The organism is Streptomyces sp. CB01373, from assembly GCF_002803075.1.
GTDB lineage: Bacteria > Actinomycetota > Actinomycetes > Streptomycetales > Streptomycetaceae > Streptomyces.
This window is the reverse complement of the sequence record NZ_NNBK01000009.1, coordinates 116508-129152: the sequence shown is the minus strand read 5'-3', so window position 1 is coordinate 129152 and position 12645 is coordinate 116508. Positions and strand designations below refer to the sequence as shown.

At 71.6% G+C, this 12645-nt stretch carries 10 protein-coding genes and 2 tRNA genes; 8 read left to right on the top strand and 4 right to left on the bottom strand.

Annotated elements, in window-relative coordinates; translation table 11 throughout:
• Positions 1-3: 3 nt before the first annotated feature.
• From CG719_RS15740 to CG719_RS15725, 4 genes are all read left to right on the top strand, one after another.
• Entirely contained in the window at positions 4-705 is a 702-nt protein-coding gene (locus tag CG719_RS15740) for a phosphonatase-like hydrolase (protein WP_100569248.1), read from the top strand.
• A 150-nt stretch (positions 706-855) separates the two neighbouring features.
• Positions 856-1635, top strand: coding sequence for an HAD-IIA family hydrolase (locus CG719_RS15735; protein ID WP_100569247.1), 780 nt, complete (start codon positions 856-858; stop codon positions 1633-1635).
• Positions 1636-2138: 503 nt separating this feature from the next.
• A complete protein-coding gene (locus CG719_RS15730) occupies positions 2139-2816 on the top strand; it encodes a sortase domain-containing protein (RefSeq protein ID WP_100569246.1) in 678 nt (225 codons plus the stop codon).
• 83 nt (positions 2817-2899) lie between these two features.
• Positions 2900-3928 carry a glycoside hydrolase family 6 protein gene (locus CG719_RS15725; RefSeq protein ID WP_100569245.1) on the top strand — a complete coding sequence of 343 codons (1029 nt, stop codon included), beginning with the start codon at positions 2900-2902 and terminating at the stop codon, positions 3926-3928.
• Between the two features lie 83 nt (positions 3929-4011).
• Here the strand turns inward: CG719_RS15725 and CG719_RS15720 are convergent, their stop codons facing one another.
• The 3 genes from CG719_RS15720 to CG719_RS15710 form a co-directional block, all read right to left on the bottom strand.
• Entirely contained in the window at positions 4012-5946 is a 1935-nt protein-coding gene (locus CG719_RS15720; protein WP_100569244.1) for a kelch motif-containing protein, read from the bottom strand.
• A complete protein-coding gene (locus tag CG719_RS15715; protein ID WP_100569243.1) occupies positions 5943-7967 on the bottom strand; it encodes a glycosyltransferase family 2 protein in 2025 nt (674 codons plus the stop codon). Before CG719_RS15715 ends, CG719_RS15720 begins: the two co-directional genes overlap by 4 nt.
• A 449-nt stretch (positions 7968-8416) precedes the next feature.
• A tRNA-Lys gene (locus CG719_RS15710) sits at positions 8417-8493 on the bottom strand.
• Positions 8494-8679: 186 nt separating this feature from the next.
• On the opposite strand from CG719_RS15710, the gene CG719_RS15705 reads away from it, so the two are divergent.
• The 4 genes from CG719_RS15705 (at position 8680) to CG719_RS15690 (ending at position 12485) form a co-directional block, all read left to right on the top strand.
• Positions 8680-9981, top strand: a complete 1302-nt coding sequence (locus CG719_RS15705) for a peptidoglycan-binding protein (protein WP_100569242.1) — start codon at positions 8680-8682, stop codon at positions 9979-9981.
• A 73-nt stretch (positions 9982-10054) separates the two neighbouring features.
• A complete protein-coding gene (locus CG719_RS15700; protein ID WP_100569241.1) occupies positions 10055-11200 on the top strand; it encodes an SPFH domain-containing protein in 1146 nt (381 codons plus the stop codon).
• A 118-nt stretch (positions 11201-11318) separates the two neighbouring features.
• On the top strand, positions 11319-11924 hold the full coding sequence (locus CG719_RS15695) for a lytic polysaccharide monooxygenase auxiliary activity family 9 protein (RefSeq protein ID WP_100569240.1): 606 nt from the start codon (positions 11319-11321) through the stop codon (positions 11922-11924).
• A gap of 99 nt (positions 11925-12023) precedes the next feature.
• Positions 12024-12485 (top strand): DUF3592 domain-containing protein, encoded by a 462-nt coding sequence (locus tag CG719_RS15690; RefSeq protein WP_100569239.1) that lies wholly within the window; start codon positions 12024-12026, stop codon positions 12483-12485.
• Between the two features lie 43 nt (positions 12486-12528).
• Here the strand turns inward: CG719_RS15690 and CG719_RS15685 are convergent.
• A tRNA-Lys gene (locus CG719_RS15685) sits at positions 12529-12602 on the bottom strand.
• Between the last annotated feature and the right edge of the window lie 43 nt (positions 12603-12645).

Here is a 12645-nt window from a genome sequence, read left to right as displayed (position 1 = left end):
CCGATGACCGACCTGACGACCAACGACATCCGCCTCGTCGTACTGGACATGGCGGGCACCACCGTCGCCGACGGCGGCCTGGTCGAGCGCGCCTTCGCCGCGGCCGCCGCCGAACTCGGCGTCGAGCCCGGCTCCGCCGACCACGCCGGCAAGCTCGCCTACGTCCGCGCCACCATGGGCGAGTCCAAGATCTCCGTCTTCCGGCACCTGTTCGGCGCCGAGGACCTGGCCCAGCGCGCCAACGCCGCCTTCGAGAAGGCGTACGGCGACCTCGTCGACGGGGGCCTCATCGCCCCGGTCCCCGGCGCCCGCGAGGCCGTCGAGGAGCTGCGGGCCGACGGCCGCACGGTCGTGCTGACCACCGGCTTCGCACGCGTCACCCAGGACGCGATCCTCGACGCGCTCGGCTGGCGGGATCTCGTGCCGCTCACCCTCTGCCCGGCCGACGCCGGCGGGCGCGGGCGGCCCTACCCCGACATGGTCCTGGAGGCGTTCGTCCGCACCAAGGCGGCCGACGGCGTGCGGCAGGTGGCCGTCGTCGGCGACACCTCCTACGACGTGCTCAGCGGCGTCCGCGCCGGGGCGGGCGTCGTCGCCGGAGTGCTGACCGGCGCGCACGGCGCCCAGGACCTCCACGACGCCGGCGCCACCCATGTCCTCGGCTCCGTGGCCGAGTTGCCCGCCCTGTTCAGGGAAGCCGGATGATGGGAATCCGCTTCGACTCCGTCACCGTCGAACCCGGCGAGGTCATCGCGCTGCTCGGGCCGTCCATCAGCTGAACCGGCCACCGGCAGGATCCGGCCACTGGCTAGGCTGGACTCACGCAAGTACGCGTACGGCAGGAGGCCGAAGCACATGGCAGACCGCAAGCCCATCGAGTCGTGGCTCACCGACATGGACGGTGTCCTGATCCACGAGGGTGTTCCGATCCCCGGTGCCGACGCCTTCCTGAAGAAGCTGCGTGATTCCGGCCGGCCGTTCCTGGTGCTGACCAACAACTCCATCTACACCCAGCGCGACCTGCACGCCCGCCTGCAGCGCATGGGCCTTGACGTGCCGATGGAGAACATCTGGACGTCCGCCCTGGCCACCGCCCAGTTCCTCGACGACCAGCGGCCCGGCGGCAGCGCCTACGTCATCGGCGAGGCCGGCCTGACCACCGCGCTGCACGACATCGGCTACATCCTCACCGACCACGACCCGGACTTCGTGATCCTGGGCGAGACCCGGACGTACTCGTTCGAGGCCATGACGAAGGCCGTGCGGCTGATCAACGACGGCGCCCGGTTCATCGCCACCAACCCGGACAACGTGGGCCCGTCCGCCGAGGGCGCCCTGCCCGCGACCGGCTCGGTCGCCGCCCTGATCACCGCGGCGACCGGCAGGAAGCCGTACTTCATCGGCAAGCCCAACCCGCTGATGATGCGCGCCGGGCTGAACGCGATCGGTGCCCACTCGGAGACCTCCGCGATGATCGGCGACCGTATGGACACCGATGTGCTCGCGGGCCTGGAGGCGGGGATGCGGACGTTCCTGGTGCTCAGCGGTGTCACGCAGCCGGGCGAGATCGACCGCTACCCGTTCCGGCCGTCCCACGTCGTCGACTCGATCGCGGACCTCGTCGAGCGGATCTGAGAGCCCCGTCCGCGAACCGCTTCCCGTTCACAAACCTCTTCTCACCCGTACGGAGCAGCACCGCACCCCAGCGGATGCGGCCCGGGCCCGTCGGGAGTCTCCTGATGGCGGAGGTTTCACGATGGGTCCATTGCGCCTCACACTCTGCACGGGACTTCTGGCGGCCGCGGCACTCGTCCCGGCGGCCGACGCCGTGGACGGAACGGGCACGGGCGGTCCGCTTCCGTCCGGCCCTCCGGCGGCCCCGGGCGCCCTCGCCGCCGTAGCGCCGTCGAAGCCACCCGTGGCCGCGGCTCCCCCGAGCCCACCACGCACACCACCGGCACTGTTCGTTCCAGCCACCCGGACCCCCGGGGCCACCCCCGCACCCGCCGCTCCGCCCGCGCCCGGCGCGGCGCACGAGGTGACCGGGCTGGTGCTCGCCGGTGCCGCCGGGGCGGCCGTCCTTCTCCCACGGGCGCGCGGCCGTCGCGACCGCGGGTCGCGCTGAGGGCGGGACCGTCATGTCCGACCACGACGGCACCCGCACCCGCTCCCGCTGCACCGGGCGCCTCCTGGCCGGCCTGGCCTGGGTGGTGCTGCTGCTCGGGCTGTGGCTGTGGGGACGCGATCTGGCCGACGTACGGGAGTCCCTGGCCCCGTCGGCGACCGGGGACATGGCCGCGGCCGGCCGGCCTTCCGCGGACCGGCCGCCCGCGGCGGCCGACCCGCCGGCCGACGCCCCGCCGCGGCGCCTGGACATTCCCGGCCTGGGAGTACGGGCACCCGTGGTGGCCCGCGGCCTGGACGCGCGGGGCGCCGTCGAACCGCCGCCGGCGGACCGGTCCGGCACGGTCGGCTGGTACGGCGCCGGAGTGAAACCGGGCGCGTCCGGGACCGCGCTGCTGGTGGGCGACCTCGGCGCCGGAAACGGGACCGGGGCGTTCGACCGGATCGGCTCGCTGCGTCCCGGCGAGGCGGTCCGGGTGGTCCGCGACGACGGCAGCGTCGCCGACTTCACCGTCGACGACGTCGAGGTCCTGCCCCGCGACGGTCTCGACGTCCGGCAGGCGTCCGGAGCACGGCAGCAGGGCCGCGCCGAGCTGTGGCTGATCGGCTGCGGCGCCACCGCCGACCGGGAGAGCGGCGGCTGCACGGCGCACGTGGTCGTGTCGGCGCACCTCACGGGCGCCGGTCAATGAGCCCTCGTGCCCGTCGAGAGCCCTCGGACGATCTGTGAGCTGTGACAGCATGGGAACCGGCCGAGTGCACCAAGGGGGATGGCATGTACGGCATGAGGGGGGCCCTCTCGTGTGCCCGTGCGGCGGGGGTCCGGGCGTCCGTGGCGGTGCTGGGGGCGGCACTGCTGGCCGCCGGGTGCGCCTCCGGGGGCGATGACAAGGACGACGGCGCCGCAATCACCCAACAGCCCAGGGAGGCCGACCCGTTCTGGGTCAACCCGGACAGCGGCGCGGCCCGTCAGGTCGCCGTCTACCTCAAGTCCGGGAAGAAGGCCGAGGCCGAGCAGATCCGGAAGATCGCCGGGCAGCCGACCGGCGAGTGGATCGGCCCGGAGAACCCCGAGCCGGAGGCCCGCGGTTTCACCGAGGCCGCCGACAAGGCGGGCCGCACCGCGCTGCTCGTCCTCTACAACATCCCGCACCGCGACTGCGGCCAGTACTCGCAGGGCGGCGCCGCCGACGGGGACACCTACCGCGCCTGGGTGGACGGCGTGGCGCGGGGTATCGGCGACCGCCCGGCCACGGTGGTCCTGGAGCCGGACGCCCTGCTGCACCTGGTGGACGGCTGCACCCCTGAGGAGTTCCAGGACGAGCGCTACGACCTGCTCAAGGGCGCGGTCGAACGGCTCAAGTCCCTGAAGAACACCAAGGTGTACGTGGACGCGGGCAACGCGGGCTGGGGCCACCCGGACCAGATCTTCGAGCCGCTGCGCCGCGCGGGCGTGGACCGGGCCGACGGCTTCGCGGTCAACGTCTCCAACTTCTACCCCACCCAGGACTCCCTCGCCTACGGCAGGCAACTGTCCGCCAGGCTCGGCGGCACGCACTTCGTCGTCGACACCAGCCGCAACGGCAACGGCCCCTACGACGGCGGGGATCCGGGCGAACGCTGGTGCAACCCGCCGGGGCGGGCTCTCGGCGAGACGCCCACGACCAGCACGGACGACCCGCTTGCCGACGCGTATCTGTGGGTCAAGCGGCCAGGCGAGTCCGACGGCACCTGCAAGGGCGGCCCGAAGGCGGGGGACTGGTGGGCCGACTACGCCCTGAAGCTGGCGAGGGCCGGCAAGTAGCGGCGTGAATACATGACTTGGGGGCGCCCTCCGAAACGGAGGGCGCCCCCTTTGCCTGCCGGGCTACCGGACTGTGTGCGGGGCTACGGGACCTTCACCCACTGTGCCTCGCTGGGCGTCCCCTGGTCGTCGTCGGCGAACAGCATGTACCACCCCGACTGCACCAGGTTCCGGCCCTTCGGCACCGTCACCGTGATCTTGTCGCCGGACATGGTGTAGTCCAGCGCGATCGAGCGCTGGTCGACGTCCGTCACATGCGTGGAGGCACTCGGGCGGATCAGCCGGACCTTCTTGACCGTGCCGGCGTGCTGCGAGGTGAACGTGCCGGAGGCGCCCCGCGCGATGGTCTGCGGGCCGCCCGACAGTGAGGGCCGCGCGTCCCGGTACAGATACGGCGGCGTGTAGATCTCGACGCGCTGCTCGAACGTGCCGGGCTTGGTGTCGGCCCTGTCGCCGTAGAGCGAGTCGGAGCCGAAGAACAGCAAGCGGCCGTCCGGCAGCAGGATCGAGCCGGCGTGGTAGTTGCGGCCCACCAGCGGGTCGGCGACCCGCTTGAAGGTGCTGGTCGCCGGGTCGTAGAGCCGGGCCTGGAGGATGTTGGAGTCGCCCCGGCCCCGGTAGTCCTCCGAGCCGCCGGAGACCAGGACGGAGTCGTCGGGCAGGATCGATGTCTGCGGGTAGCGAGTGCCCTTCTCCAGTGTCGGGCCGTCCGTGAAGCGCGGGTTCTTCGACTTCAGGTCGATGATCCGGGTCTTCCGGCTGGCCAGCTTGGACTCGCCCACCCCGCCGCCGCCGATCACCATGAACCGCTCGTCCTGCGCGGGCGGCAGCAGCACCGTGCCGGAGGTCTCCATCATCCGCGCGTCGCTCAGACCGGGCAGCTTGGTGAACTCGTTGCTGTCCACGTCCCAGACGCCCGGGTCGCGGCCCACGTCGGCCGGACCGTACCCCGCGTTGGAGCCGGAGTAGAACAGCTTGCCGTTCTGCAGGAGGAACAGCGCCGGGTAGGTCGGGAACTGGCGGACCTTCGGCGTGTACGTCCACTTCTTGGTCCCGGGGTCGAAGACCTCGTTCTTGCCCGGGACCAGCTGGCCGATGTCGTCCAGGCCGGAGACGCTGAGGACCTTCCCGTCGCTCAGGGTGGTGAGCGTCGGGTACCAGCGGGCCTCGTTCATCGGGTCGACCTTGATGTACTTCTCGGCGGCCGGGTCGAACTCGTAGGCGTCCCGGATCCCCTGGAAGTCCTTCTTGTCCAGGGCGAGCTTCTCCGCGATGCCGTAGGTGTTGCGCTCGTCGTCGCCGGACAGCCCCTGGATCCGGTAGTTGTCCTGGCTGCCCGTCTCGTACCGGGCGCCGCTCTTCTGCGCCTCGACGTAGATGCGGCCCAGGCCCGGGGTGTTGCCCAGGAACCGGCCGGCCTTGTCGAAGTTCTTCTTGGCGCGCGGCACCAGCACCGGGTCCTTGGAGACGAACGTCCTGCCGTTCTCCTTCCCGGTGAACGTCGTGCCCGCGGGCAGCGTGATCGGCTTGTCCGGGTTCTCGTTGTGGACGATCATCAGGCCGCCGGCCTTGGTGACGTCGCCCTGGAGCTTCTCGTAGCGCTTGGTGCCGCCGGCGATCAGGATGTTGCCGTCGGCGAGCTGGGTGTGGCCCGTGCAGAACAGGTCCTCGGGCGTGGGCACCTTCTTGATCGTGCCGTTGACCGGGTCCCAGATCCGGGTGTCGAACCGCCGCGCGTCGAAGTTCTTCTTGTTGTTGCCCGAACCCGCGACCATCAGCACCTTGCCGGTGTGCAGCAGCACGGCGTGGATGGTGTTCTGCCGGTACTCCTCGGGGAACTCGACGATCTCCCAGTGGCCGTTCTCGGCCTTGTACTCCGGCTTGTTGATCTTGTACTCGTGATAGCGCTCCGTGCCGAAGCGGTAGAGCCACGGCCCGTTCATCCCGGCTAGAGCGACTACCACCACCGCGCCGATCCCGAGCCGTCGGGCGCGCCGGAGGCCGGCCTGGTCCTTCATTCCTTACGTCCCCCCAGTCCACCGAGGGCGATCTCCATGGTGTGCTCGCCCGTCGCCGCGTCCTTTCCGGCCCAACTCGGCCCCTGCCTGCCCGCGTTGCCCGGTCCCTGCCCCGGCGGTACCTCCGCCGCCGGGACCGGCGTCCCCTGGGCCGGTGTGTGCGCCCGGTGCGGGTGCGCCGCGACCGCGGCCGGCGGCTGAGGCGCGGCGGACGCGGTCGCCTGCCGGCGCCGCTCCTGCCGCAGGGTCCACCGCCAGGCGAAGATCGGTGTGGCGGTGACGAGCATGGCGAAGATCGCCCAGGTGACCATCGCCGGGTGGGAGTGCCCGAGGACGAAGCCCGCGACGAGCGAGCCGCCGAAGACCAGGATGAAGAACCAGTGGATGCGGAACGTCCCGAACAGCGTGTCGGGGCTCGCCGACTCGCCCTTCGGGGTCACCACGAACTTGCTCTTGCGGCGCAGTGCGGCGTCCATCAGCGAGCGGGCGTAGATCGGCGCCGACAGCGCCGACATCACCATGCCGGCCACCCCGCCGGAGCCCTCCGGCTCGTGCGGGGAGACGTTGTGGCGCCGGTTCCAGACGTACAGGCCGATCTGGAGCGCGGAGGCGTTGCCGTACAGCATCAGCCACACGGTCGGGTCGATGTTCACGCCCGAGGCGCCGAGGCCCAGGAACAGCGCGCAGCTCAGCGCCGCGAGGATCCAGTTGAGGGCGGACATCGGATAGAAGATGATCATCATCGTGTAGTTGAAGAGCTTGCCCGCGGGCAGGGTGCCGAAGCCCTTCCAGTACTGCTTGAGGATCGTCTCGTAGGTGCCCCGCGACCAGCGCAGCTGCTGGGTGAAGAAGTCGGTCCAGGCGTTCGGGCCCTCGCCGACCGCGAGCACGTCCGGGGTGTACACCGACTTCCACTTGCGGCCGGTCGCCGGGTTCTTGGCGCGGTGCATCTCGAAGCCGGTGGCCATGTCCTCGGTGATCGAGTCGTACAGTCCGCCGATCTGCTTGAGCGCCTTGATCCGCACGGCGTTCGAGGTGCCGACGAACATGGGCGCGCCGTAGCGGTTGCCGGCCCGCTGGATCAGCGCGTGGAACAGGAACTGCTGCGACTCGGCGGCCTTGGTGACGAACGTGTCGTAGTTGCCGTAGACCTGCGGGCCGATCACGAAGCCGACGTCCGGGTCGCGGAAGTAGCCCAGCATCCGCTCCAGGTAGTTGGGCAGCGGCACGTGGTCGGTGTCGACGGAGGCGAAGAAGTCGTACTCGTCGCCGTGCGCCTGGAGCCAGGCGTTGTAGTTGCCGTGCTTGGTCTTGGCGCGGTGCGGGCCCTTGGCCTGGTTCCAGCGCTCGACGCCCTTGCGGCTGAAGTGGTGCACGCCCAGGCGCGCGCAGACCTCCTTCACCTCCGGGTCGTCGCCCTCGTCGAGCAGCCAGATGTGCAGCAGGCCCCGGTGGCGCAGCAGTACGGCGGCCTCCAGGGTCCTGGTCACCATCTCCAGCGGTTCCTTGCCGGGCACGAAGGAGGTCAGGAACGCGACCCGCGTGCCGCTCTGCGGCACCACCGGGACCGGGTCGCGGGCGACCAGGGTGGCGTGCGCGTTGGACAGCACGTTCATGCAGCGGAAGAACTCGATCAGGCCGATCGAGACCAGCATCACCATGTCGAGCGCCGGCAGGAAGTCGTAGGCCGGGTAGTCGCGTACGGTCCAGTGCGCCGGCTGGAGCAGCCAGGCCAGCAGGACCAGCGACAGCAGCGGCGCGGCCGCGAGCATCAGCGCGACCCGGACGCGGTGCGGCTCCTGCGAGATCAGCGAGCGGTACTGCACCGTGTACGGCTTGTCCGGGTCGGGCTCGGTGAGAGGGCCGGCGAGCCGGCTGTAGTGCTCGTAGTCGTACTTCGGCAGGGACTTCTTGATTCTGCGGAAGGTCCCCGTGGTGCCGGTGCGGTGTCCCGGCACTCTCAGCCGGGTCGTCTCAGAAGGATCGGATTCGTGCCGGGCGCCCGTCGGCGTCGACGTCATGACTCATCCCCCCACACGCATGCGAGCGCGTGTTCGTCGGTTCCTTCGCCCGTTCGAGGCCCCCCTCGGCCCGTGACGGACGTGTGCGTGCCGGCCGCGGATCACCTGGTCGTCGGTCCCACCCCGGAGACAGGCATCGCGGCCCGCCGGTTGTCCGGCCGCCGCATGGCAGCCGTCGGCGCGCGGGAGTCACGGCTCACCGCGCCGCCGGACAACCGGCTCCTACAACCCCCCAACACCCCCCAACATCCCTCACACCCCCCAAGTGCCGCCAAAGAGGCGGCAGTTCGACATCCAGGGTTCTACGGTGCTCAGCATGATCGCAAGACGCGAAACTCGGAGTTTACCGGCCATACGCGCGCATTGCGGGAAGAACGTGCGTCGAGGGGGTTCGGCCGCCAAAACGCGAAGGCGAGCCCGGTCCTGTGGGACCGGGCTCGCCTTTGTCGTGGTGCGCCGCCAGGGACTCGAACCCCGGACCCGCTGATTAAGAGTCAGCTGCTCTAACCAACTGAGCTAGCGGCGCCTACTGACATCGTTCACTTTACATGACCTGCGGGGGCCTCCCGACCACCTGTGTCCGGCCCCCGGGGCCGGCCGGGCCGCCCTGTACATCATTCGGACCGTCAATGTTCGCGCCCGGTGGACAGTTGTGGCAATGATCAACGTGCACAGATCGGGATATACACCTATTGACTGTGAGGAAGATCGCATGAGGTCTCCGGTGTTCGAGGACATCGATCCCGCGAGCGACTGCGACTGCCCCGGGTGCGTGCGCGGACGCGGCCTCTTCCGCTCCCCGTCCGGCCGCACCCCGGCCCGTCCGGCCGCCGCGCACCGGGCGCTGGTCGTGGCGGCCGTCACCGCCGCGGCCCTCGGCGCGGGCCAGGCGGTACCGGCGGCGGCAGCCACCCATACCGCGGGCCGGCCGTCCGCCCCGCGGGCCGACCAGCCCCCGGGCGGCGAGTCCGGGACCCCGCAGGGCGGCGTGAGCGCGCTGTTCGGGCCGGACGGGCCGAACCGGCCGGTCAAGGAGGGGGAGCCGCTCGCGATCGGCGCCACCACCCGGTCGCTGATCGTCGGCCGGGCCAAGAAGTGGCTGGACGCCCGGGTGCCGTACAGCATGAGCCGCTTCTGGCGCGACGGATACCGCCAGGACTGCTCGGGCTACGTCTCGATGGCCTGGAACCTGCCGCGCAACGAGTGGACGGGCAGCCTCGGCCAGTACGCGGTGCGGATCACCAAGGACCAGCTCCAGCCCGGCGACATCCTGCTCTTCCACAACCCCGACAACCCCCAGAAGGGCTCGCACGTGGTGCTCTTCGGCGGCTGGAAGGACCCGCGGCACATCTCGTACACCGCCTACGAGCAGGTGCCGCCGCACACCCGCCGCATCACCACCCCGTACGCCTACTGGAGCAACTCCAAGCGGTACGTCCCCTACCGCTACAAGGGCCTGACCCGGGACCTGGCCGCCCCCGCCGCGCCCTCTTCCGCGCCGTACCCGGGAGCGGCGTACTTCGGTCCCGGCGCCGACAACCCGCATGTCGCCCGCCTCGGCCGGATGCTCGCCGCCCGCGGCGGCGCCTCCTATTACGCCAAGGGGCCCGGCTCGCGCTGGTCGGAGGCGGACCGGCGGGCCACCCGGGCCTTCCAGCGGGCCCAGGGCTGGACCGGGGCGGCCGCGAACGGGCTGCCGGGGCCGGGGACGTGGCGGCTGCTGGTGACCGGGAAGGGCAAGGACATCAAGGCCGCGGCCCCCGCCTCGCACGGGGTGCCCGGCTATCCGGGACGGGAGATGTTCCGGCCCGGCGCCGAGAACCGCTACGTCACCGAGCTGGGCCGGCAGCTCGTGCGGAAGGGGTACGGCCGGTTCTACCGGAACGGGCCGGGGCCGCGCTGGTCGGACGCGGACCGGCGGGCCGTCGAGGCCTTCCAGCGCGCCCAGGGGTGGCGGGGCGGCGCGGCGGACGGCCTGCCGGGGCCGGACACCTGGCGCCGGCTCTTCGCATGACCGCGGTCCCCGCGGGGCCGCCGACCCACCGTACGAACGTCTGAACCATCTGGCGCGGAGGCTGGAGGCAGGTATGAGTACGACCACGTCCCCCACACCCGAATCCGACGGGCGCGAGGCGATGACGGCACCGGACGGCCGGGCGGGCCGCTGTGCCCCCCGGCTCATCCAGAACGAGTCGACCACCGAGATCCCCGTCCATCTGCTGTTCCGCGACGAACCCGGTCCGGCCCCGCTGGCGGCCAGGCCCGCGGTGGTGGGCAGCAGGAAGGGCACGGGCGAGCAGCCGCGGCTGGGGCGCGGGCGCCGGGTGCCCGCGCCGGCCCGCCCGGTGCCGGAGGTGGACCCCGAACTGGCGGAGCACCCGGCGCGCGTGCTGCCCGGCGCGGCCGGGGTGCTGGCCGGAGCCTGCGGAGCGGCGGGCTGTGTGCTCACCTCGTGGTGGGCCGGGGTGCTGCCGGACGTCGCGGCGCAGGCGCTGCGGCTGCCGGAGCCGGCGGGCGCCGGACTCGGCGGACCGCAGTGGGCCGCGTACGCCGGGGCGGGAGCGCTCGCCCTGTTCGGCTTCGGCGGACTGGCCCGGGGCGGGACCGGGCGGGCCTGGGTGCTCGGCCTGTTCGGCCGCTACCGGGGGACCGTCCGGCGCACCGGGCTGCTGTGGCTCAATCCTCTGATGCCGCGCCGCCCGATCGACGTCAGGCTGCGGCACTGGCGCAGCGAGCCGATGCCGGCCGCCGATCCGGGCGGGGTCGCGCTGCGGGTGGTGGTGCTGGTGGTGTGGCGGGTGCGGGACACCGCGCGGGCCACGCTCGCGATCGACGACCACGAGACGTATCTGCGCGAGTGCGTCGAGGCGGCGCTGGCCCGGGTGCCGGTGGACCCGCCGGGCGCCGCGCGGGGCGGGGCGGCCCCCGCGGACACGCTGACCCGGCTGGTGGCGCGGGAGGTGGCGCCGGTCGGTCTCGAGGTGTTCTCGGTGCGGCCGGTCCGGGTCGAGTACGCGCCCGAGGTCGCCGCCGCCATGCACCGGCGCAGCGTCGCCGCACTGGACGCGCGGCACCGGGCGACCATGCTCACTTCGGTGGTGGACTCGGTGGAGGACACCGTGACCCGGCTGACCACGCGGGGTCTTGTCGATCTCGACGACTACGAACGCAAGCTGCTGGTGCGGGATTTGACGGTGGCGTTCTGCGCGGGAGGCCGGGAACCGGGGTCGTGACGGGGGCGGGGGAGGTCCCGCCTTTGGTATGGACATGTTCAAGTAACGGCAATAGCCTGAACTTGGTCTAGACCTGCACAGCTCACTGAACCTCCCCCACGTCTCCAGGAGCGGCAGTATGCGCACCAAGGCCAAGATCTCCGCAGCCGTGCTCGGCATCGCGACCGCCGGAGCCTTCGTGCTCTCCACCGGCGGCGCGAGCAGCCACGGCTACACCGACCTGCCCATCAGCCGGCAGAAGCTCTGCAACAACGGGACCGTCGCCAACTGCGGCGACATCCAGTGGGAGCCGCAGAGCGTCGAGGGCCCCAAGGGCTTCCCGGCCTCCGGGGCGTCCGACGGGCAGCTCTGTTCCGGGAACAACACCCGGTTCAGCCAGCTCGACAGCCCCAAGACCCCCTCGGGCGGCGCCTGGCCGACCACCAAGGTCAACGGCGGCCAGAGCTACACCTTCCGCTGGCAGTTCACGGCCATGCACGCCACGACGGACTTCAAGTACTACGTGACCAAGCAGGGCTGGAACCAGAACCACGCCCTGACCCGCGCCGACCTGAACACGACCCCGTTCCTGACGGTGCCCTACAACGGACAGCGCCCGCCGTCCACCCTCAGCCACAGCGGCAACCTGCCCAGCGGGCTGAGCGGCCACCACGTCATCCTCGCGGTCTGGACGATCGCCGACACGGGCAACGCGTTCTACGCCTGCTCCGACGTCACGTTCTGAGCGCGGATCTGAGCATTCCCTGAGCCGCCGGGCCGGCCGGCGTGGGTAGATTCCCCCCACGCCGGCCGATCACGGCGGCACCGGAGTTCGGGGGATCTCATGGAAGCGTTGTTCTACGTCGTGCCGCTGCTCATGATCGGCGCCGCGGTCCTGATGCTGACCAGGGTCCTCCGCCGGGCCCGGGAGGTGCGCGGCGCCTGGGGCAGCGGGCTCACGGCCGAGGCGCGGTGTCTGCGGACGTACACCACGACCAGCGGCGGCGGGGAGAGCATGGTGCGCACGAGGCTGCACCACGTCTACGAGTTCACCACGCGTGACGGCCGCGGCGTCCGCTTCGAGGAGAGCAACGGACCCGCGACGGTCGTCGAGGGCGACATCGTCACCGTGCACTACGTGGCGGAGCGGCCGGAGCGGGCGACGGCCCACGCCCCGGCGCGCGGGAAGCTCGCGGCGGAGTCGGGCTGCCTGCTGGCTTTCCTGGGCGTGTTCATCACCGGCTGCGTGATCTTCATGGTCGTCGTCCACGCGTCCTTCTCGACGGCGGACGGCTTCCTGCCGTAGGCGCGAAAAGGGCCCCTCGTCATCACGAGGGGCCCTTCATCTGTGCGCCGCCAGGGACTCGAACCCCGGACCCGCTGATTAAGAGTCAGCTGCTCTAACCAACTGAGCTAGCGGCGCATGACTCCCGCCGTCCGCTTCCCGCGGCCGGCGACGAAGAAAA